Here is a 21,482-nt window from a genome sequence, read left to right on the forward strand (position 1 = left end):
TACCCGCCGCACCCCTGTTCTGTTGGCGCGGGCCCACCCCGGTGTTCACCCCCCCCCCCCCCCGGCGGCGGGGCCGGGGGGCCCCCCCCCCCCCCCGGGGGGCCCCCCCCCCGGGGGGCCCCCCCCCCGGCGGGGGACTCGAGCGCGGTAGCGCGGCGGAGGGGGGCGCCGGCTACCGGGGAGACCAGGGCGACCGGCTCAGGCGGCGAGCCACTTCTCGATCAGCTGGGCCCACTTCTTGTCGTCGGTGGACTCCATGACCTCCTTGCGGTTGATCAGGAGGTAGAGCTCGCCGTGGGTGGTCTCCAGGATCAGCGGCTTGCCGGCGTTGAGCAGGCCGCCGATGAAGCGCCCGTAGAGCTCGGTGAACTCCAGCCGGACGGCCTTGATGTCGTCGCGGGTCAGCACGAGGTCGCCGTCGTCGCTCCAGGAGCCGATGACCAGCTTGTCCGTGTACAGCGCGATGGTGCCGCGCCGCTGGAACAGGGCCTTCTGGCTGACGCCGGCGGCGATCTTGTCGGCGCCGGTCGAGTGGGACAGCACGTCGGCGGTCTGACCGATGTAGGGGGCCTGGGCCTGCGGGGTCTCGTTCTCGCTCATGGTGACAAGACTGCCGGCCGGGGCCGCGGCCAGCATCGATCGATGGGCTCTGCTGTTACGACTTTCGGCTGAATCCAGCCACGACCCTCGACCCGGCCTGAGCGCTGGTAGCACGGCTCAGGAGGCGTCGGGGACGACGACCACCTTGCCGGCGGCGGTGCCGGACTCGGCGTGGCGGACGGCGGGCGATGCGGGCGGTGATCACGCCCGCCGCGAGCTGCCCGAACACCGACTCCAGGTCGGCCCGCAGCCAGGCGCGGTGCCGGGCCGGGTTGCGCGTGCGGCCGGCCCAGATGGTGAAGAACGTGGTGGTGCGGCCGTTGGGCAGCGCCTTCCACAGCAGCAGCCGGCCGATCAGCGCGAGCACCGGGAGCTTGACGTTGCCGCTCTGGTCGCGGGTGGCCCTGTTCCTCAGCCCCCGCACCATCGACGCCCATCTGCGCAACATCTACCGCAAGCTCGGCATCTCCTCCCGCCGCCAGCTGCGGGAACTCACGGTGTAGCCGTCTGTTCCCAGGCGAGGCGGGCGGTTGCCTCGCCGACGGTGACGGCGCTGAGGTCGGGATGCAGTCGGGTGGCGTCGGCCCAGAGTTGCGACGCCGCAACGTGATCGCCGGCGGTGGCGGCGATGTTGCCGAGGCCGGTCTTGGCCCGCGCGACCTCGTGCGGGCTGCGGCCGCGCTCGCCGAACAGGGCCGCCTGCTGGTAGTGGGCGGCCGAGGCCTGGTGCCGCCCGGCCCGGTAGTGCACCCAGGCAATGCAGTTGAGCGCCATGGCGGCGTCCAGGTCGGTGCCGGCGAACTCGTCCCGCGCCTGCTCGGCGTGCCGCAGCGCGTCGGCGAAGGCCCCGAGCTCGACCTCGGCCAACGCCATGCCGCGCAAGGTGATCGCGGCGTTGCGGGTCGAGCCGGCGCGACGGTAGGACTCCAGCGCGATCACCATGTCCCGCAAGGCGGTCTCGGGTTGGCCGAGGTAGAGAGTGACCCAGGCCAGGTTGGACAACGCCACCGTGGCGCCGTTGTCGTCGCCTATCTCCCGGAACAGCGCCAGCGCCTGCCGGTGGTTGTCCCGCGCGCGGTCGAGGTCGCCGCGGTCGGCGTAGGCCATGCCGAGGTTGTTCACCGTCATCGCCACGGCCACGGTGTTGCCCTCGGCCATGGCCGACGCGGCCGCGTGCCGATGGGTCTCGATCCACGGGTCCCACAGCTTGGTGCGGAAGAAGAAATCCCGCAGCAGCAGGGCCAACCGCCAGCATCGCTCGTGCTGGCCGAGCTCGGCCGCCGTGCGGCACAGGGCGACCAGGTTGGGCCACTCCACGTCCAGCCAGGACAGCGCGCAATCCCATCCGGCGAACCCCTCGATCGCCGGATGGGACAACAGATCCGGCCGATATCGTTGCGGGGCAAGCAGTTCGTCGCACGCCCGGGTGCGGGCCAGCGCGAGGTCGAGCAGCCGGGTCACCGCCGCTTCCCGCTCGACGTGCGGGACCTCGGCCAGCGCGTGCTCGGTGGCGAACATCCGCACCAAGTCGTGGAACTGGTGATAGCCCCCGGCCCGCTCGATGATCAGATGTGCGTTGGCCAGCTGGCCGAGCACCTGCTCGGCCGCCGCTGGCTCCAGCCCGGCGAGCGCGGCCGCGCTGGGCGTGGCGATGTCCCGTCCCGGGTGCAGCGCCAGTAGCGCGAAGACCCGTTTCTGCTGATCAGACAGCTGTTGATACGACAACGCGAAGGCGGCGGCGACGCTGCGTTCGCCGTCGTCGAGCGCGGTCAGGCGGGCGGCTTCGTCGGACAGCCGGCGGGCGAAGTCGTCGAACGTCCACGGCGGCCCGGCCCGGAACCGGGCCGCCGCGATGCGGACCGCGAGCGGCAGCCGGCCGCAGTACTCGACCACCGCGGCGACGGGCTCGTCGGCGGCGGGCAGCCGCTCGTCGTCGCCGACGACCGACCGGAACAGCGCCACAGCCTCTGCCATGGCCAGTTCCCCGATCGGCACGTGCACGGCGTCGTCGAGCGCGTTCAGCCGGTTCCTGCTGGTGATGATCACTCGGCACCTCGGTTCGGCGGGGAGCAGGGGCGCGACCTGCCCGGTGCCGCGGACGTTGTCGAACACGAGCAGCATCCGCTTGCCCCGCAACCGATCGCGGTACAGGTTGGCCCGGCCGTCCTGGTCGGGCGGGATGTCGGCGCCGGGCACGCCCAGCACCCGCAGCACCCGGTCCAGCGCCTCCTCGCTGGACACCTCGGTCGCGCCGGCCGGATAGCCGCGCAGGTCGAAGAACAGGCAGCCGTCGGGAAAGTGCGGCTGCGCGGCGCCGGCGGCCCGCACCGCCAGCGCCGTCTTGCCCACGCCGGCCATGCCGCTCAGCACGCAGCCGATCGCTGCCCCACCCCGGTCGAGCAGCGCCTCCTCGATGCGGGCCAGCTCGGTCCGCCGGCCGGTGAAGTGCGGAGTCCGCAGTGGCAGCCCGGAAATCCCGGCCCCCGTGACTGTCACCGCGGCTCCGGCCAGCGCGACGAGCGCGCCGTCCGCGTCGAGAACGGCCTCACAGGCCCGGGCGAAGTCCGGATTCGGCCGCGCCCGACCGTTCTCGACCTTGCTCAGATAGCCCTTGCTGTAGTGGACGCGCGCGGCCAGGCCCCGCAGCGAGAGCCCGGCGGCCAGCCGCAGCCGTCGCAGCTCGCCGCCGAACTCCGACACCCCGTCAGAGTGCGACACCCCTCAGCCGAACAAAGTCCCCATCAGCCGACAATGCGTGTGCACGACAGTTCACCCCCTAGTCCGGGACCGGCGCCGGGTCACTGCTCATCACCGACGCCGCGAGCGGAGGTTACCCACTCGCCGTCGGGAGTGGTCCCATTGTTTCCGGTGTAGCGGCCGACCACCACCCAGAAACGGGGGTTTCCGGTTTCCAGAAGGAGAGGAAACCCCAGAAACAGCGGCCGACGGGAAACCCGGGGTCCCCTCCCGGCCCGCTGCCCCTACACTTCTGGCCTTCTTCTCGATCCGGAGGCAGCCGATGGCGTCGACAAGCGACAACCTGGATTCGGAGATCACCGAACTCGCGACCGACCTGAAGGGCCTGAGCAGCGGGAAAGGCGTCGAGGACCCCAACATCATGGCCCGGATCCGGCCCGGGCTGCGGCGGGTCTGCGGCATCACCGCCGAGACCGGGCCGGCGCGGGCCCGCGAGCTGCTCATCGGCCGGGTCCGCGAGCTGTCCCGGGTGCTTCGCCACGACCAGCGGCTGCTGGTGGCGGCGGCCTTCGCCCTCGGCGAGGAGGTGCGCGACCTGCCGTGCAAGAAGGATCGGATCGCGCACATCCTGCCCAGGATCAACCGGGTCGAGCGGACCACGGCCCGCTGGCTCGACGAGGCGTGCGAGCGGATGGCCCAGGAGGCACTCGACCACCCCGCGCCGCCGGCCATGGCTCCGTCCACGCCGTGGCACACCAAAAACGTCGAAGTATCGATGGGGCTCGACCTGCCCATCCCGGAAATTCACGAGCGCCGGACGATCGTCGCCGATCAGGACGGGCTCGACGAGGTCGAACTCTCCCTGACCTGGGCATTGGTGAACGGCCGGTTCGACGAGGCCGATCTCGACGGCCTCGAGGTCGATGTGCTGCACGGCGGCACGCTCGCGTGTCGAACCCTGGTGACGGCCAAGCGGGTGGCATTCATGCTGCGCCTGCCCTATCCTCTCGGTCTCAACAAGGAGCACACGTACGCGTTCCGAATCAGGCTGGCTCCTCGACACCCGATCGAGCCCTTTTACGTCTGCACCCCGAGATATCCGTGCGAGAGCTTTCGCCTGCACGTTCGATTCGGGGACAAAGGCGTGCCGAATTCGATCTGGAAGATCGACCGGATGCTGCCATCGGAGATCGGCGACTCGATCGCCCGGCGGGAAGCGGTGTCGGTGGATCCCTGCGGCGAGGCGCACGCCGAATTCCTCGACCTGACGCCCAATCTGTCCTACGGTCTGCGGTGGAGCCACGTCGTCACCGCTGCCGGGGCCGCAGGTGCCCCAGCCCGGCGTTGACCAGCTTGCGGATCATCGCCGGCGCCGGCCCGCCCGGCCCGTCCTCGCGGAAGGTGAAGCGGGACAGCGGGCCGGCCGGGCCCCACGGCTCCAGGTCCACCTCCAGGTCGACCACGTCGCACTCGGCCAGCCGGGACGTCGCGATCGGCTTGCCGTCGGCGGAAAGCCGGTAGTGGAAGGTCATGCCCACCTTGCCGGCCAGCTCGGTCACCTTGTCCGGCAACAGCAGCGCCCGGCGCACGCTGTCCATCAGCTGCTCGGCGGTCGGCGTGGTGGGCACCCGCACCAGGTGCGCCACGGACAGGGCCCGGTTGCGGACGTAGACCACCATGTCCGGCTCGCACGTGGGCGATTCATCAAGCGCGGGCAGGACTTTCAGCCCGAGGGCACGGTCGCGGCGCCAGGCGTCGGTGAGCTGGTCCGCGACCGAGTCCCAGCCGATGGCGACTTCGAGGTACTTGCGCATGGACAGGCTCGCCGGCACCGGCGTGTCGTCCAGCCGCACCACGAACAGGAACGCCGGCTCGCGATCCAGGTCACGGCCAAGGGCGATGGTGTACTCATGGGTCACCCACGGGCGTTGCACGGTGTGCTTCGACCACAGCAGCACGAAGAAGTCGGACTGGGTGATGGCGTGGTCGATGGCCAGCACGATGTTGCCGCCGGCCGGAATGCCCTGCACGTCGACAAAGGGTTCGAGGCCGCGCCGGGCCAGCTCCTGGCCGAGCCGCGCCGCCGACGGGCGGTCCGGCCCGGCGAAGGAGATGAAGACCTTGGGCTGGTCAGCGTGGGACAAGGTTCCTCCACTGGTGGAAGCCGCGGCGCAGGACGCGGCGGATCGGGTCGACGCGGGTCTGCCAGCCCGCGTCGCCGTACAACGTCCAGCACGCCCACCAGGCCGGATGGCCCCGGTCGGTGTCCCGGCGCAGGTCGAGCAGGGCCCGTTGCAGGGCCAGATCCCTTGGCAGGTAACGGACATGGCGTTCGAACCGGTCGAGCACGGCCGCCGCGGCGGCGTCCTCGGCCACCCACCTGGCCGCCAGCACCGAGGCCGCGCCGGCCAGCATCGCCGCCCGGACGAACCCGGTGCGCTCGTCTCGTCCGCGCCGTTGGGCCATCCCGGATTCGCACGCGCCGAGCACCGCCATCCCGCAGCGGCTCAGGTCCAGCTCCCGGAACTCGGCCGCGCTGAGCCGGCCCTCGTGCAGCTTCAGCACCGACTGTTCGGCGTCGCCGTGGGCGAAACTTCCATGGCTGTCAATGCGAACCCACCGGTGGCGGTGGGTCGCCAGGCGGGCGCGCAGGTTGTCCGGGCTGACGTCGACGCCTTCGAGCCGGGGCCGCCAGAATCGCCGGCGTGACTTGGTCAACCCGTCGTCGGGCGGGCTCACCAGCAGCGAACGGTCGCCGCGTCGGTCGAGGGATCGTTGCCGCAGCGGGCGTAGCGCGGACAAGCATGGCAGGTCCGACAGGGCATAGCGCAGGCCGATATGGTCCACGGCCCCCGGCAACACCATGCCCCCGAAGGGAATGTCCGACAGCTCGTCGCCGGCCACGATCGCGATCCGCTTCGCGCCGGGCGGGAGCAGCGCCGGGATCACCTCCGCGACGCCGAGCAGCTCGGTGATATAAGCCAGGGTCCTGTCGAACTCCCCGGCCACGACGCTCAACTCCAGGTAGTCCGGATGCCAGTACGCCATGTGGCCGTCGATGGCGTCCTTGAGACCCCTTCGACCCTTTCCCTGTAGAGAAAAGGAAAGGTGGCGGACCCAGTCGCGGCCGATCACCGCGTGGTGCACGCTGGCCTGGCCGGGGTGGAGCATCCAGACGACCTGGTCCTTGGGCAGCTCCCGGGCCGTCTCGGTCAGCCACTGCCGCGCGCCAGCGAGATCGTGGGCCTTGGGCAGGTCCCGGGTGAGCTTGATGTCGAGGGCCGGCAGGATCATCGCGCCCCGCGCCGCCTCCATCGCCACGACGATCGCGGCGGCGGTTTCCTCGTCCCCGCAACGGCGATGACGGGCGACGGCCGCGGCCACCCGCTGGTCGAGTTCGGTCGCGGCGGCCAGCAACAGCCCGGTCCGGATGACGTCGCTGGGCTGCCGGCGGGCGATGTCCTCCTCGATCCTATGGGCCTCCTCCCAGCACCTCGCGGCCCGGTCGTCGTCTTCATCCCCTTTGGACAGACGATGGAAGGCGTGCCCGATCAAGTGCAGCGCGGACGCCTTCACTGCCGGCAGCGTCGCCTCTGCGCTGCACACGACCCGCAGGTGCTTGACCGCCTCGGCCAGATTGCCCAGTGCCAGTTCGAGTTCGCCGGCGACCAGGTGCCAGCGGACGATCTCCCGCTCGGACAGCCCGGCGTCGCGGAACAGGCCCAGGATCCGTTCGACCTCGCCCAGCCGCCGGCGGCACTCGACCTCCCCGAGCTGGCTACCGGCTTCGAGATCGTTGATCCCGGTCTCGGCCATCAATCGCCTGGCGTGGGCGACATGGTCAGTGAACCGCGCGGTGTCGGACCGGCCGACCGGCGAGATCCCGTCCAGCATCTCCTGGGCCGCACCCTGATCGGGAACCCACCTGGCCGCTTCCGCCAATCGCGGACACAGGATTTCGGCCTGCTCGTCCTGGTGCAGGATCCGGAGCAGCACGACCAGCTCGCACAGCATCGGCAGCACCAGGGCCGGATCGACTCCCGGCGCGTAGGCGCCTTTCCGCAGCAGATCGGCGGCTTCCTCGTACCGGTGCTCGCGCCGCAGGGCCAGGGCGAGGCGCAGGTAGTCGGCGGCCGTGTGCGGTCGCTCGCCTCGCAATTCCTCGAACGGGACCGGAGTCTTGCCTTCGTGCAACGTGATCAGCAGCAGTTCCCGGTCGATCGCCGGAATGACCTTTCCGGCTTCCTCCAGCAGTTTTCGGGCAAGGTCGTAGTTCTCACGGTCGGCGGCGGCCAGCGCCACCACCCGCAACAGCCGGGCATTCTCCTCGGCCGACAACGACCAGCGCCGTCGAATCGCCTTGGCTGTGGCCAGAACGGCCGTGTGGTTGCCGAGCTTGCTGTGGATCTCCGCTCGCAGCACGGCAAGGGTGGGGTGCTCGTGCTGGGTGAGGTGGTGCTCGCACCGCCGCAACGCCAGCGCGGCATCGCCGAGCGCCATCAGTCGCGAGGCATGATCGACGGCCAGGTCGATGAAAAGCATGTCCTGTCCACCTTTCACGGCCAGATGACAGGCGTGCCGATAGGCCTCGTCCACGCCGTGCACATCTTTGCGGTGATAGGCCTGGTCGGCCGCCGTGACGGCGTCCCCGATCTCGGTTCCCGCGACCACTTCGGTCATGGTTGGCATTCCCGGGCCGGCGGGGTGGTGTCCGCACAGACGAGCAGGACCGTTCGGGCAGTGGCCGGGTTGGGGCCGCCGGAGGTCGGCGTTGTCGTCGGGGTCGGACTGGGCGTGGTCTGGATGGTCGGCGTCTGGAGCCAGCGGCTCACGTCGGGCGGGTTGCCGCCGCCGGAACCGACCAGCTGCCAATGGGTCTGCCGGTAGTCGAGGATCTCGGGCACGGCGGCCAGCACCGGGGATTGAGCCTGGACCACGATCACGCGGGTGTCGCGAGGCAGCTCGTCGGCGGTGATCCGTCCCTCGCGGAGGTGCAAGGTCGTCCGAGCGCTCTCGGCCAGGTAGACCTCGCTGTCGTGCTGGCCCACCACGTCCTGCATGGTCATCTGCTTGCGCTCGGCGCGCGGATCGACCTTCAGCGCCTCCGGGCCGACATACAGGGCGTCCGGGCCGGCCAGGTCGACCAGCGGCGGCGCCCGGCTCAGGCTGATCATGCGGAACACATCGGCCGCCACGATGTCGTTCATCGCCGCGACGAACACCCGGTTCACGCCGGCCAGGGCCACGCCCTCGCCACCCAGCGCGACCACGCGGTAGTGGCCGTCGTGGGCGTTGGCCGCCTCCTGCATGGACTTGGCTATGTCCGGCATCTTCGCGACCGCGGCGACCGCCGCCGGATCATGGGCCAGGTCGGCGTGCTTCACCACCAACCGGCCGTCGTCGCCCTCGTACGCCTTGAACCCGCCGCCGGCCGGCGTGTCGAACTGGATCGACCGGGCCTGCGAGTCGGGCGAGCCCACGGGATCGATCCTCGGCGGCTGGCCGTCCTTGGCCGGGGTGATGGCCTCGAACTGGTCCGGCCCGCCCAGATCCGGCGGCCCGCGCAGAACCCCCTCGGCGAACTGGGTGGGCTCGCCCACCTTTCCGGGTTTGCCGAGGCGGAAGGTCAGGTCCTCGCCGGCCGGCGCGTCCGCGGTCACCAGCAGCCACGGATCGTCCAGCGCGCCGGTCCGATACTCGGTCTGGCCGTTGACGTCGCGGGTGACGACGGTGTCGGAATCCAGCGGTGCGCCCCAGTGGCGCTGGAGCTCGTCCAACGTCGTCACCGCGCTGGCCACCGGGCCGGGATTCCACGCGACGACGATCGTACCGTGACCCCTGGCCGCCGTGACCGTGCCAAAGTCCTGTCCCTGCAACGAGATCTGCTCGGAGACAGCACCGTCCCGCACGGAGATCTCGGTCTTGGCCGTGCGGGGGACGGACTCGCTGACGTTGACCTTGAAGTCACCCAGCGCGGCCACCTTGCGGCCGGGCGCGGTGATCTCGACGCCGGCCTTGCCGTCGCTGACCGGCGAGAACACGTAGTCGCGGTAACTGTCGACCTTGCTCTCGCTGTTGATCGACTCCTGCTTGAGGTGGCCGGCCCCGGTCGCGTTGTCATAGCTGGAATCCGGGTCCACCGGCCCGGCCCGGCGCACCGACGGCGGCAGGGACGCCTGGTAGTTCCCGTTTCCCTGCAAGGAGATGCCGTCGGAGAGCTCGACACCGCCGGCGACCACGGCGAACCCGCAGTCGGTGAAGGTCCTGGACGCGTTGGGCAGCAGGGCTTCCTGCGTGGCCGAGGGCGGGCTCACGAAGGTGATACCCGACCGCTCCTTCAACTGGTTGTTCCTGGCGTACCAGTCGGCGAACCTCAGGCCGGCGTCGGCCGGCCCGCCGGCCTCGGGCAGTCGCTTGCCGGCCTTGGCGACCAGCCACTCCAGCGCGCCGCTCCAGCGCATGATCTGGTCGAGCCGCTCGTACTGCGGCTCGTAGTCGGCGACGGCCTGGAAGTGCTGATCCCACCAGGTGAGTCCGCGCCCGAAGCTGTAACTCGGCTGAACCTCGCCGCTGTCGCTGTTGGCCTTGGCGAACAGCCGGGTGGCCCGGGCCCCGATGTCGACCCGGTTGCTGGCGAAGGCGAATCCCGCCTGGTCCTGGCCGAACCACAGCCGACCCGATTCGCTGACGGCGTCATTGACGCACTGCCCCCACGGGGTGGCGGCGTCGGGGGCGGCCACGAAGCCGGGAACGGCCTTGCTGGGCACCGAGTCGCCGACGCCGTTGGACCACTGCTTGGCCTCGAAGTCGTCGTACATCAAGGTCATGCCGACCTCGGTGCCGGCCAGCGGGCCGTCGAACCGGGCCTGGCTGTAGGCCGGGTAGTCGACGATCATGTTGTAGAGCGCCCACAACCGCGTGCGGTCCGGGGACAGCCCTGGCGGCGGCTGGCCGCCGTTGAACAGCGCATTCCACACCGTGGTGCGAAGTTTGTCGACCGCCGGGCTGTTGGCGCCGGCAGCCACCGCGTCGGCGAGGTCCGAGCTCAGGTCAGGGACGATGGCGTGCACGTCGGCCGCGGTCAGTTTCGGCCCGGGGTCAAGGGAAAAGCCCGGCAGCGGACCGGTAGTGGCGGCGTAGCCGCGCTGGAGAACCGAGACGTCGGCGGCGGTCACCGGCGCCGCCGGCACGTCCGGCCAGTTCCAGCCGTTGGCCCACACCTGCGACCCGCGCACCTCCAGACCGGAGAAGTTCCTGGTCTTGTCGAGGAAGCCGGTCAGCCCGTCGGCGGTGTCCACGCGCATCGAGACGTAGCCGTTGGCCTCCCGCACCTTCGCGGTCGGCCCGGGCTTGCCGATCGCCACCGCGACCATCCGCTGGTCGGAGACGATCCGGTAGTCGTGCACCTGAACCTGGGCCGGATCGCTGCCGGCATCGGTCCGATACTGGTCCAGCAGCAGGCCGATCGTCCGGGCCCGGTGCGGGTCGTCCCGCTGGACGAGCAGGTGCAGCACGCCCTTCCCGTCGTACAGCGAACGTCCGGGGCCGCTCGGTTGCCGTGCCAGATCGGCCAGGCCCGGGTCGCGGACCGGCAGAGTGTCGAAGGTCGCCGCCCGCAGCCGGGGCGCGTCGATGTCCAAATAGGACGCCAGGGCCAGCGTCGCCCAGTCGCGGATCTGCTCCTGGGCGGTGTCCGCGTCCATGCCGTCGAGACGGCTCGCGGCCGCCGCGTACGAGATCAGGAAACCCGGCTCGCCGGTGGCGCTCGTGGTCGTCGGCAGCGCCGGCGGCGGCGCGGGGTCGCCACTGCATCCGGCCAGCGCGACCAGCAGAGCGACGAGCAGCGTGGCGATCATCGATCGGTGGCGGTGCGTCTGTGGTGTCATCGGTCAGCCCCTGTTGTCTGCCAGGCCTTCTGGTCAGCGGCCGCCGCGCGGGCTCGCGCGCGGGCGGCGGACGGGCCGGCGGCGTAGGCCCGCGCCAGCTCGTCGGTGGACTTCTCCAGCAACTCACGCAGCGCCCGGTCGTCCCGCGCGCCGAGCGCCGCCGGCAACTCTTCCGGCGTGCCGCTGAAGACGGCGCGCCCCTTCGTCCCGAGCACCACGACCTGGTCGACGAACGGGAGTTCCCGCATCGAGCTCACGGTCAGCAGCACCGTGCATCCGTCGCTCGCCGCCTTGCGCAGCCCGGTCATGATCCGCTTGCTGCCGGCCTGGTCCAGGCCGGCCGTCGGCTCGTCCAGCAGCAACAGCCGCGGCCCGGCCAGGACTTCCACCGCGATCGCCACCCGCTTGCGCTGGCCGGACCGCAGCGCGTCCATCCGGTAGTCCACAATGGACTCCAACTCGAACTGTCGGACCACCCGCCGGACTGGGCCCGGCATCCGCTCGCGCTTCGTCCCCTTCGGCCGCAGCCGCCGATCCGCACGTTCCAGCGTCCGGCGCACCGTGCGGCCCCGACGCCAACGGGATTGCCTTGGCACAAAACGAGTCCACGTGCCGATCTGCGGTCCGTTCAGGCGCATGTTCAGATCGTGGAAGCACATTGTCCCGCTCGACGGCATGGCCCCCAGCAGCACCGGCAACAGGCCGTTCGTCCGCGTCGGGTCCAGCACCGCCAACACCGTGCCCGCCGGCTGGCTGAAGCTCACCCTCGTCAGCTTCGGCTCCACGCCCATCGCCGTCACCACCTGGCTCGACAGCTCCGACACCACCAGCCCGTACCCCGATGCGAGGGTCTTGATCAGATATTCGCCGCCCTCATCCACCCGGAACCGGCAGTCCGCGATGTCGAACCTCACCCCCGGCTCCAACCCGACCCGCCGCACCGGCCGCGCCCCCACGAACACCCGATCCCCGCACCCGATGTCCTTCAACACCACGCCATCGCCGCGTCGACGCACCACCGCGTGCTCCGCCGCGATGCCGTGCCCGGCAACCACAACGTCGGCCCGGTCCGGGCACGATCCGATGACCAACCCGTCGCGAAGCGGAATCCGGTCCCCATCCGATTCGGCCGTGGGCAACGCTTCCAGCGCCGCCGGAAGCTTCGGGAGCTGGACCACCTCGTCACGCAACCACCCCGGCAGAGCGGGTTCGAGCACGTCCATTCCCTGCGCCACCAGGCCGGCACGGGGATGGCTGTGCGCCAGAACCCGGCGGTACTCGGCGATGCGGCGATGACAGTGCCGGTGGATCTGCCGGATCCGGTTCCCGGCCACCTTGGCCTGCCGACGCAGCCGTCCCCGGCCGATGGGCAGCTCCCGCCGGCGCTGGTCGACCTCGGCCCGGGCGGCCTTCACCAACTCCTTGGCCCGCAAGTACTTCTGGGCGTGCTCACGGAGCCGTCGCTCGCGGACGATGGCGTCGGACCGGTGCTCCTCGCCCAGGGTGCGCTTGGTCAGGACCGCGTTGGACGGCCGCACCGCCAGGTCCCGCACCGCGGCCTCGGCCCGGGCCAGCTGGGCCTCGGCCTCCCGCACCACGGCCAGGCGAGCGGCCCATCGGCGCTGATAGTCGGCCTGGATCGCGCGGTAGCCCAGCAGGACGGCCTCGCACTGCTCCCGTGCGCCGGCGATCAGGGAATCCCGATACGGCGTGGACAACGGCGTCGGACCTGGCTGGGGCAGGCCGGCGTGGGCGTCCCGCCGGGCCTGCCGCCCGTCGGTGAACCGCTGGGCCGCGGTGTAGCGGATCACCGGAGTCAGCCGGGGCAGGTGATCGTCATGACCACCTTGCGGTTCTGCCCGGCCGGCCCCGGCAGCAGCTGGCCGTCCGGGCCGGTGTCGGGCTGATGGCCCGGCCAGTCGGAGCCGACCCCGCGGGCACTGAGGTCCGCCGCCGGAACCCCCAGTCCCACCAACACATCCTTGACCGCGTTGGCCCGCCTCGCCGACAACTCCAGCCGCCCGGCGACCGGCCCCTCGCTGGCCGTCGTCCCCATCAGGTCGGCGCGGTGCCTGCCGTCCCGCAGGACATCGGCGAACTTGCGCAGGGTGTCCTTGGCCGCCTCGGGCGAGCGGAACGCGGCCGAATCCGGCTGGAAGGAGATGTTGTCGCTCTCCCCCAACTCCACCGTGCCGCAGAAGTTCGGGGCCGGCGCCGCCGGCGGCGCGACCACCGGCACCGCCGGAATCCCGGCCAGGGACGGCTCGGAGTTGGCCTGCTGCTCGGTCACCACGCACGCGCCGCTCTTCTCGGCGACCGCCTTCCAGGTGTCCACGACGTGAGCCCGCTGGTTGTTGTCGAGCGGCTGCTGCGGCGGGGCCGTGTTGCCCAACCCGACGAGGATCACCGTGCGCCCCTTGAGATCGGGCAGGAGGTTCTCCTTGGTCAGGTAGTCGGCCACGTCCGAGGGGTTGGCCTCCAGCAGCCGGTCGTTGACGAAGTCGACCGGGGCCGCGGTCTGGAGCCCCGAGTCGACCAACACCACGGTGCCGCCCGACGGCGTCGCCCGCGCGCTGAGGGACAACGCCGCCAGCACATCCGCGCCGGGAGCCTTGGCCAGGATGTCCTTGACCAGCGACTGCTGGGCAGCGGCGACATAAGCCGCCGCTGCCCGCTCGTTGGCGGGATTGTTGTTGGCAGGCTTTGGTGGTTGCTGGGCGAACACCACCGTGGGTGAGCCATCGACGCGCACCGTGGTGAGCTGCCGGAACTGCTTGGCCGTCGCCTTCATCAGCCCCTGCACATCAGCCGGCAGTTGCGGCTTGGGCACGTTCGCCCGGGCTCCGATCGCCAGGGTCAGCGGGCCGGAGCCGGTCGGGTGGCACGGCGCCGACACGGGAGGCGGCGGGTCCGCCGGCCAGAAGATGCCGCAGGCGCACAGCTGGGTTCCCGCGATCGCCAGCAGGGCGGCGAACAAAACCTTGCGCTTCATGGGTTAGGCACTCTCACGGCTTTGGGGACCGGGCAGGAGCTGGAGGTGGTTGGTGATCACATCGGTGACGGCGGGGTCCAACGCTTTCTCGGCGATCAGTTGCCGGGCGTGCTGCTGGAGCTCGTCGGCGAAGGCGAGCAGACTGTCTTCCTGCTGCCGCAACGTCTCCTCGGCGACGGCCAGCGCGTCGGCCTGGCTGGCGCACTTGGCCTTCTGCCGCTCCAGGGCGTCGGCGCAGGTCACGACGTGCTTGATGGAGCGGTCGTGTGCGTTGGCGGCATTGCGAAAAGCCGCCTGGAGGCGGTTGTTGCCGACGTAGGCCCCCAGGGCGGCGACCAGTCCGCTGCCGATGTAGAGGGCCAGGAAGATGAGCGCGGCCGGAATGGCGTAGGTGACCCGGGACTCCGGCTGGCTGGCGGCCCCGACCGCGATCGTGCCGATGTCGTTCGGGACGGAGCCGAACATCCACCGCACCCAGGCCGCGATCAGTCCCAGCGACAGCCAGATCGACACGCACAGCGGAACCGCGAAGGCGGGAATCCACCCGACCCCGGCCCGGCGGTCGCGCAGCAGGCTCCCGGCCCCGTGCGCCAGGACCACGACAACCGCCGTGAATCCCAGCACCAGCACGATGACGATGCTCTGGTCCTGGTTGGGCATGGCCAACTCGAGGACGTTCACGAAGGCCGCGATGTCCGCACCCACGGCGAACAGCAGCGCGATCAGGTAGAACAGCCCATGGCCGGCGCGACCGGTCAACGAGGTCGGATCGGCCGACGGCAGCATGTCGCCGCCCGGCATCGGCGTCGGGGCCGGCCCGCCCTCGTTTGCCGATGCCGGCATGCCGCCGGGCCGGGCCGTCCCGGGCTCGGGTGTCGGGGTGGCCCCGAGCATGCGCAGCCGGGCGGCCTCGCGCTCGTGCTCCCGGTCGGCGCTGGCGCGCTCGGCCTGGCGCAGCCGCTTCTCGAACTTGTCCAGGGCCGCGGTCAGCCGGGCCTGCCGCTCCTGGGCGCGGACCCGGAACCGGATGAAGTCCTGGGCCAGGTGGGCCAGCCACTGCTTGCTCCAGGCGATGATCAGCCGGTCGAGCACGCCGCCGCTGGTCTCGTCGAGCGCGCCCTTGGCCAGGCGGCCGATGGCCCCTCGCACCTCCGAGCGCAGCGCGTCGCGGTCGACGTCCGACGGCTGGAAGCCGATCACGTTGGTGCCGGCCGAATGGGCGCGCGGCGGGCGGCGGCGCCGCCCGACCTTCTTCTTAGGCAGGAAGTTCATTGTTCCCGTTCTCCGACTGGGGGCCGTTCCACACCGGAAGGGCCGGCAGCGCCGGCAGCAGTCGAGCATTCACGACGGCGCCTTCCGGATGCGTGATGATGAGCTCGGCCCAATAGGCAAAAATGCGGCGCTGACCTAGTGCGTGGGCCTGGCGGACCCGGATCTGGGCGACGTCGTTGAGCGCGGCGATCGCGAAGTCCACCGCGGTGACCCGCTGTTCGAGCCGGATCAGCAGCTCCTTTTCGAGCACGTAGCGCTCGGCCACCTCGGCCCGCCGGCTCTCGATCAGCCGCCGTCGCCTGCGCTCGACGAACTCGCGCGGATAGCGCTCGTCGGTCAGGTGGCCGAACAGGCTGGTGTCGACCTCGCCGTCCAGCCGGGCCAGTTCCCGCTCGGCCATGGCGACGCGCTCCTGCTGGGCCTCGGCAGGCCCGGCGTAGCGGACCCGCACCCGCTGCAACTCGGTCCACAGCTTGAGGAATCGGATCTTCTCCCGGTCCTGCCCCTGCTCGGCCCGGCTGATCAGGGCCTTCACCCGCGGCGTGGTCACGGTCGACCGGCCGGGGCCGGCCGCGGTGTCGAGCGCATCGACCACGCGACCGCGGCCGTCCCGACGTCCGGCGCGGGCGTCCGACCAGCGGGCCAGCGGCCCGTAGCCGGCCGGCCGGGCCCACCAGCGCCACAGTCCCAGTCGAACGTGATTCCGGTAATTGATTGCCACCAGCCAATAAACGGCGATGTGGTCTTTCTTTGGCGGTCGGATGGCCAACCACTCCCCGCGATGTTTAGGACGACCCCCGTTGATTGGATCAGCATGCATCCGGCCGCGCCGACACCGCAAGTAGTAGGCCGACAACTGACCTCTTCCTGCCATCACCGCCGGCTTCGACACAGACATGACAAATCGCTGACACGAACGACATTTGGCGGCCATTTGTCCCGCTTGCCGGCCGACGGCAAGTGTCGCCGCATATGCTGTCGTCATCAATACGCCAAGGGGGTCCGTCCCGTGGTCCGCACCGAACACGGTCTGGTCGAGACCGATCTCCCCGGCTTGTACGAGGCCGCCGACACCGCGTCGCGGTCGGGGCAACGCCAGTACGTGCGCACGGTTCGGCTGCGGCTGCTGCTCACCATCGCCGCCGCCGTCACCGGCACCTGGCCCGCGGAGACGTCCGGCCTCGACGTGGCGGCGCTCGGCACCGCGGCCGCCCTGGCCGCCATCGCGGTGACCGAGGCCAACCTGCGGACCACCCGGCCGGCCGAGCGCTGGTACGACGGGCGTGCCCTGGCCGAGTCGGCCAAGAGCCTGGCCTGGCGCTACAGCGTCGGCGGTGTGCCGTATGCCAAGCAGGGCAACGACAAGCTCGCCGAGCGCCGCCTGGTCGAACAGATGTCACGCCTGCTGGACGAGGCCCCGACCACCTGCATCACGCCGTCGCTGCGGCCCACCGTCACCGCCGCCATGCACGACCTGCGCTCCCGCGACCTCGCCACCCGCAAGGAGGCCTACCTGCGGTTCCGCATCGCCGACCAACAGGCCTGGTACGCCGGCAAGGCCGTCCACAACGAGCGGCGGGCCACCCAGTGGCACCTGTCCCTGCTGGTCATCGAGGTCCTCGGCATCGCCGCCGCGCTGGCCAAGGCCCTGCGCTTCGTCGACCTCAACCTGGCCGGCGTGGTCGCCGCGGTCATCGCCGCCGGCACCGCCTGGGCCAGCCTGCGCCAGCACACCACCCTTGCCCGGGCCTACACCTTCGCCGCCAACGAGCTGGCCATCGCCCGCTCCCGCCTGGACCTCGTCGACGACGAGGAGACCTGGGCCGCCGAGGTCGCCGACTCCGAGGAAGCGGTCAGCCGGGAGCACACCATGTGGCGGGCCTCCCGTTCCCGCCCGAACTGACCGCTACCGGCCGAGCAGGCGGACGGCGTTGTCCTTGAGGATCAGGGGCCGCACGTCATCGGGCAGGTCGAGCCGGCGAGCCACCGGTCGGGGTGATCAGCGGGCCGGTCATGCCAGGTGCTCCTGGAGCCAGGGCAGCAGCAGCGTGCGGGTGGCCAGCGTGCCGATGTTGAGGGCCGATGAGTCGAAACCGTGGTCCAGGAAGGGAATCTCGACGTAGCGGTTGGCGACGCCGGCCGCGGTCAGCTGGTCGGCGAACGCCTTCGTGTGGTCGGCGTAGACCAGATGGTCGGCGGAGCCCTGGACGAGCAGCGTGGGCGGGGCGGCCGGGCTGATCTGGTCGGCCGAGTCGACGGCCCGGAACCGTTGCGGGTACTGGTCGGCGAGGCCGCCGACATACCAGTTGGCGACCTGCCGCCCGAACGAGCCCTCGGTGGTGGAGTCCGTCATGTCGACCACCGGGTACGAGCCGATCGCCGTCTTCACCCGGGGCAGCTGCGCCGTCGTGCCACAGCTGGGCGTGAGAATGCCGGCGTTGACCTTGTACGCGACGTTGACGGCCAGGTTGCCGCCGGCGGAGCCGCCGAAGGTGGCGACCCGGCCCATATCGAGGCGGTACTCGGTGGCGTGCGTGGTGGCCCAGGTCATGGCGCAGGCGACATCGGCGTCGGCGGTGTTCCAGGTGTGCACGGTCGCGGAGGCGAGCCGGTAGTCGACGTCGAGCACCGCGTACTCGTTGTCGGCCAGCCAACTCGTGTACGGCGTGCGGCCGCGGCTGCCGCCGATGAAACCGCCGCCGTGGATGCTGACGACCAGCGGGGCCGCCGACGAGGTCTTCGGCAGGTACAGGTCGGCCTTCATCGGCTGGCCGTCGAGCGTGGCGTAGGTGACGGTCGTGTCCGGAGCTCGTCCGACCGCGCTCCCCGGAACCGTTGGCGAGAGAGGAAACCACTGGCCGGTCTCGCCGTGAACGGTGAACACCTGCACCGCGGTGGTGATCACGACCAGCAGCAGCGCCGTGCCGCTCATCGCCGACACGGTGACCGGCAACCGCCGCCGACCGCCCCGGCGCAGCGTGATCACGCCGACGGCAATGGCCGCGACCGCCAGCACGATGTTCCACGCCCCCAACCGATCCCGCATCCCCGAGGTGGCGAGTGCGACGATCTGCAGCGGCGACAGCCAGGCGACCGGCAGCACCGCCATCAGCTGTCCGAAAAGGACAAAAAGGGCCACGAGCACGGCGGCCACGAGCAGCACGCCGCGGGCGACTCGAGCAATGGTCGGGGCTTTGTCACTCACGGGCGCCACCGGTATCTCTCCCGAACTGATGAGGGCGTCGATCTGCCGCCGGGGACGAGGTCACAGCAGGGGAAGCACGTCGAACGTGTGCCCGGCCCACAGCCGGCGCGACTCTTCCTCGGGGTAGGCCGATGTCGTCACCTCGTCGTCCAGGATCTGGGTCAGCCGCTGCTCGGGGTCGTAGGCCGGCCACCCCGGGAATCCCGTGCTGGCGAAGGAGATCCAGGCCGAACGGATCCACGCGGACAGGGCCTGCGCCTCGGCCGAGGGCTCGGAGCCGAACAGGTCGAAGGGCATCCCCGCGTACGTGTCGAGCTCGCCGAAGGTCAGCGGCACGTCAAGACCATGGCAGGCGCCGAGCCGGCCGCCGTCGGCCGGGGCCACGAAGGTCAGGTCGAACACGTGGGCCCGCCCGCCGCCGGCGACGGCGGCCTCGGCGAGGTGCAGCGAGGGCATCCGCAGCGTCCAGTCGGACTGGACGAGTTCGAACAGGTACTCGTCGGTGGCGTCGGGAAAAGCCGCCCGGTAGGCCGATTCCGACTCCGGCCCCGGCCCGAACACGTCGAGGGCGCGAGTGGCCTGCTCGGCGGTGATCTTGCCCATCCGGCCGCTGGCCGCCAGCAGGATCCGGTACTCGTCACGGGTGTGGCCGACGATCAGCGGCACCTCCCGCGCCTCTCCGGCGGCCAGGGCCTGCCACGGGGCCTGGGGCAGCGATTCCCCGTCCACCACCGGCGAGAACGGGGTGATGGTGTGCGCGACCGTCCCCCAGCGGTCGGCGAACCGGGGCATGGCCGGCCGCAGCGTCGTCGGAAGTTCGGCCAGCTTGTACGGGTCGACGGCGGCGAGGTCGGCGACCGTCGGGCTCAGGCCCAGGTCCGACACCAGGGCGGTGGCGATGTCGGCGGCCAGCTCAGCGGAGAAGTACGTGCCGGGCACGCTCTGCGCGATGGCCCGGTGGAACAAACCCCTGGCGGCCGGCATGGCCAGCAGGGCGGCGACCGATCCGGCGCCCGCGGACTCGCCGAACACGGTGACCTGGTCGGGATCGCCGCCGAACTCCTCGATGTTCTCCCGCACCCAGCGCAGGGCGGCGATCTGGTCGAGCAGGCCCCGGTTGGCCGGGGCGCCGGCGATCTGGGTGAAACCCTCGACGCCGACCCGGTAGTTGAAGGTGACCAGGACGACGTCACCGGCCAGCTTCCGTCCATTGTAGACCGGGATCGCCGAGGACCCGGACAGGTAGGCCCCGCCGTAGACCCACACCAGCACCGGGCGCCGGGCGGCCCGGTCGGCCTCGGGCGTCCACACGTTCAGCGTCAGCCAGTCGGTCGACGTCTCGGGCACGATCGGCATCCCGGGGCGCATCGGCGACTGCGGCGGCTGGGGGCCGAACGCGACCGCGTCCCGCACGCCGTCCCACGGCGCGGCCGGGCGCGGCGCGGCGAAACGGGCCTCCCCTACCGGCGGCTGGGCGAACGGAATGCCCCGGAACACGGTCAGTCCGTCCTCGACCAGGCCGCGCACCCGGCCGGCCGCCGTGGCAGCGGTGGTGTTCATGTCAGTTGACTCCCTTGATGCGGTAGACACACGCCGCCCCGAGCACCGCGATCACCGCGGCCAGCAGGAACAGCAGGGTGTAGCCGCCGATCGTGGCGGCGCCCACGGCGATCACGGCCGGCGCGATGATCGGCACGACCGACTGCGGCAGCGGGTTGGTGACCATCAGCACGCCCAGGTCCTTGGCGGTGTCGCCCCGGCTGGGCAGGACCTGGGTGGCCAGCGCCAGGTCGACGGCGAGGAAGCCGCCGCTGCCGAGGCCGGCGATCGCGCTGGCGACGATCACCCAGTTCGCGTCGGGCGCGAAGGCCATCAACACCAGTCCCAGCGCGATGAGCAGGGAACCCGCCGCCACGAACGGCTTGCGGCGGCCGGCCCGGTCCGACCACCAGCCCATGAGATAGCTGGACAGGATCGCCGTGGCGGTGGCGCCCAGGTTGACCAGCACCACCGTGCCGGTCAGGGCCGAGCCGGCCAGGCCGAAGCGATCCGTGAGCAGGTAGACGAAGTAGACCAGCACCCCGGTGTTGCCGAACTGGATGGCGAACCGCCCGAGCCACAGCCAGCCGAAGTTGGGGTTCTTGCGCGGGTTGAAGACGAACGAGCCGGCGAACTCCTTCAGGCTGAACGGGGCCGGCCGCTCGGTGAGCCTGCGGTCCTTCAGGCACAGGACGAACAGTGCCGTGCACACCACCATGATGGCCGAGGGCACGACAAAACGCGCGATGTCGCCCTGGAACCCGTCCACCACCAGCGATCCGGTCAGGATCGCGATCGACGTGCCGAGGCCGGCGATGCCCGAGACCAGTCCGCGCCGTTGCGGCGGCACCTGGTCGGCCACGGTCGCGTTGGCGGCGGCCTGCGCGGAGTTGATGAAGATCGTCGCCAGGCACCAGCCCAGCACCACCTGCCACAGCGAGCCGGCCGTGGCGATCAGCACCGCGCTCAGCACCGCCCCGACCGCGCCGCCGACCATCCACGGCCGGCGCATGCCGAATCGGGACACCGTGCGGTCGGACAGGCGGCCGGCCAGCGGGCCGCAGACGATCGCGAACACCGCGGCGACCGCGGCGACCAGGCCGAACGCGGCGGCCTTGTGCTGGTCGCCGACCAGATCGGCGACCTTGAGCGGCAGGGTGAGGCGGACGGGCGTGAGCAGCGCCATGTACGCGCCGACGTTGAACAGGGCGAGGCCGGGAGTGAACAGGCGGCCGGGATGCTGCTCCGGCCGGGTCTCGGTGTCGAGCTTGCTGGTCATCTGGCGACTTCC

At 71.1% G+C, this 21,482-nt stretch carries 15 protein-coding genes and 1 pseudogene; 3 read left to right on the forward strand and 13 right to left on the reverse strand.

All coding sequences use genetic code 11. The features are described from left to right. Nucleotides 1-198: 198 nt before the first annotated feature. A complete protein-coding gene (locus ACIG5F_RS06275) occupies nucleotides 199-600 on the reverse strand; it encodes a hypothetical protein (RefSeq protein ID WP_396516332.1) in 402 nt (133 codons plus the stop codon). A 55-nt stretch (nucleotides 601-655) separates the two neighbouring features. Next, a complete protein-coding gene (locus ACIG5F_RS06280) occupies nucleotides 656-967 on the reverse strand; it encodes a hypothetical protein (RefSeq protein WP_396516333.1) in 312 nt (103 codons plus the stop codon). Between the two features lie 37 nt (nucleotides 968-1,004). Between ACIG5F_RS06280 and ACIG5F_RS06285 the strand changes: the two are divergent. After that, nucleotides 1,005-1,103 (forward strand): annotated as a pseudogene (locus tag ACIG5F_RS06285) (LuxR C-terminal-related transcriptional regulator); the annotation flags it as partial. On the opposite strand, the gene ACIG5F_RS06290 reads toward ACIG5F_RS06285, so the two are convergent. Next, a complete protein-coding gene (locus ACIG5F_RS06290; protein WP_396516334.1) occupies nucleotides 1,093-3,300 on the reverse strand; it encodes an ATP-binding protein in 2,208 nt (735 codons plus the stop codon). The pseudogene ACIG5F_RS06285 and the gene ACIG5F_RS06290 sit on opposite strands and share 11 nt — an antisense overlap. A gap of 319 nt (nucleotides 3,301-3,619) precedes the next feature. On the opposite strand from ACIG5F_RS06290, the gene ACIG5F_RS06295 reads away from it, so the two are divergent. Beyond that, a complete protein-coding gene (locus tag ACIG5F_RS06295; RefSeq protein WP_396516335.1) occupies nucleotides 3,620-4,645 on the forward strand; it encodes a hypothetical protein in 1,026 nt (341 codons plus the stop codon). Here ACIG5F_RS06295 and ACIG5F_RS06300 read toward each other — a convergent pair. The 7 genes from ACIG5F_RS06300 to ACIG5F_RS06330 are packed head-to-tail and all read right to left on the reverse strand — an operon-like array spanning nucleotide 4,605 to nucleotide 16,168. After that, a complete protein-coding gene (locus ACIG5F_RS06300; protein ID WP_396516336.1) occupies nucleotides 4,605-5,441 on the reverse strand; it encodes a toll/interleukin-1 receptor domain-containing protein in 837 nt (278 codons plus the stop codon). The genes ACIG5F_RS06295 and ACIG5F_RS06300 overlap by 41 nt on opposite strands. Next, nucleotides 5,428-7,977, reverse strand: a complete 2,550-nt coding sequence (locus ACIG5F_RS06305; protein WP_396516337.1) for a CHAT domain-containing protein — start codon at nucleotides 7,975-7,977, stop codon at nucleotides 5,428-5,430. The genes ACIG5F_RS06300 and ACIG5F_RS06305 overlap by 14 nt, the downstream gene beginning before the upstream one ends. Continuing rightward, nucleotides 7,974-11,183, reverse strand: a complete 3,210-nt coding sequence (locus ACIG5F_RS06310; RefSeq protein ID WP_396516338.1) for a hypothetical protein — start codon at nucleotides 11,181-11,183, stop codon at nucleotides 7,974-7,976. The genes ACIG5F_RS06305 and ACIG5F_RS06310 overlap by 4 nt, the downstream gene beginning before the upstream one ends. Next, nucleotides 11,180-12,994: an ATP-binding cassette domain-containing protein gene (locus tag ACIG5F_RS06315; protein ID WP_396516339.1), complete on the reverse strand. Its 1,815-nt coding sequence runs from the start codon at nucleotides 12,992-12,994 to the stop codon at nucleotides 11,180-11,182. Before ACIG5F_RS06315 ends, ACIG5F_RS06310 begins: the two co-directional genes overlap by 4 nt. A 5-nt stretch (nucleotides 12,995-12,999) precedes the next feature. Further along, the gene (locus ACIG5F_RS06320) at nucleotides 13,000-14,175 is read right to left on the reverse strand and encodes an OmpA family protein (protein WP_396516340.1); all 1,176 of its coding nucleotides are present in this window, start codon (nucleotides 14,173-14,175) and stop codon (nucleotides 13,000-13,002) included. A gap of 3 nt (nucleotides 14,176-14,178) precedes the next feature. Next, nucleotides 14,179-15,447 (reverse strand): hypothetical protein, encoded by a 1,269-nt coding sequence (locus ACIG5F_RS06325; protein ID WP_396516341.1) that lies wholly within the window; start codon nucleotides 15,445-15,447, stop codon nucleotides 14,179-14,181. Next, entirely contained in the window at nucleotides 15,431-16,168 is a 738-nt protein-coding gene (locus ACIG5F_RS06330; protein WP_396516342.1) for a hypothetical protein, read from the reverse strand. The genes ACIG5F_RS06325 and ACIG5F_RS06330 overlap by 17 nt, the downstream gene beginning before the upstream one ends. Before the next feature lie 288 nt (nucleotides 16,169-16,456). Here ACIG5F_RS06330 and ACIG5F_RS06335 point away from each other — a divergent pair, with 288 nt between their 5' ends. After that, a complete protein-coding gene (locus ACIG5F_RS06335; RefSeq protein WP_396516343.1) occupies nucleotides 16,457-17,350 on the forward strand; it encodes a DUF4231 domain-containing protein in 894 nt (297 codons plus the stop codon). Nucleotides 17,351-17,458: 108 nt separating this feature from the next. Here ACIG5F_RS06335 and ACIG5F_RS06340 read toward each other — a convergent pair whose 3' ends face one another. Genes ACIG5F_RS06340 through ACIG5F_RS06350 form a run of 3 tightly spaced genes read right to left on the reverse strand, consistent with a single transcriptional unit; the run spans nucleotide 17,459 to nucleotide 21,470 of the window. After that, nucleotides 17,459-18,652: an alpha/beta hydrolase family protein gene (locus ACIG5F_RS06340; RefSeq protein ID WP_396516344.1), complete on the reverse strand. Its 1,194-nt coding sequence runs from the start codon at nucleotides 18,650-18,652 to the stop codon at nucleotides 17,459-17,461. 60 nt (nucleotides 18,653-18,712) lie between these two features. Further along, a complete protein-coding gene (locus ACIG5F_RS06345) occupies nucleotides 18,713-20,212 on the reverse strand; it encodes a carboxylesterase/lipase family protein (RefSeq protein ID WP_396516345.1) in 1,500 nt (499 codons plus the stop codon). A gap of 1 nt (nucleotide 20,213) precedes the next feature. Beyond that, nucleotides 20,214-21,470, reverse strand: coding sequence for an MFS transporter (locus tag ACIG5F_RS06350; protein WP_396516346.1), 1,257 nt, complete (start codon nucleotides 21,468-21,470; stop codon nucleotides 20,214-20,216). Nucleotides 21,471-21,482 lie beyond the last annotated feature (12 nt).

It is taken from the genome of Kutzneria sp. NPDC052558 (genome assembly GCF_044547355.1).
Taxonomy (GTDB): domain Bacteria; phylum Actinomycetota; class Actinomycetes; order Mycobacteriales; family Pseudonocardiaceae; genus Kutzneria.

Excerpts from the sequence above, each read along its gene's own strand:
- ACIG5F_RS06275 (WP_396516332.1), bottom strand. The coding sequence starts at position 600 with ATGAGCGAGAACGAGACCCCGCAGGCCCAGGCCCCCTACATCGGTCAG.
- ACIG5F_RS06295 (WP_396516335.1), top strand. The coding sequence starts at position 3,620 with ATGGCGTCGACAAGCGACAACCTGGATTCGGAGATCACCGAACTCGCG.
- ACIG5F_RS06305 (WP_396516337.1), bottom strand. The coding sequence starts at position 7,977 with ATGACCGAAGTGGTCGCGGGAACCGAGATCGGGGACGCCGTCACGGCG.
- ACIG5F_RS06310 (WP_396516338.1), bottom strand. The coding sequence starts at position 11,183 with ATGACACCACAGACGCACCGCCACCGATCGATGATCGCCACGCTGCTC.
- ACIG5F_RS06320 (WP_396516340.1), bottom strand. The coding sequence starts at position 14,175 with ATGAAGCGCAAGGTTTTGTTCGCCGCCCTGCTGGCGATCGCGGGAACC.
- ACIG5F_RS06325 (WP_396516341.1), bottom strand. The coding sequence starts at position 15,447 with ATGAACTTCCTGCCTAAGAAGAAGGTCGGGCGGCGCCGCCGCCCGCCG.
- ACIG5F_RS06345 (WP_396516345.1), bottom strand. The coding sequence starts at position 20,212 with ATGAACACCACCGCTGCCACGGCGGCCGGCCGGGTGCGCGGCCTGGTC.
- ACIG5F_RS06350 (WP_396516346.1), bottom strand. The coding sequence starts at position 21,470 with ATGACCAGCAAGCTCGACACCGAGACCCGGCCGGAGCAGCATCCCGGC.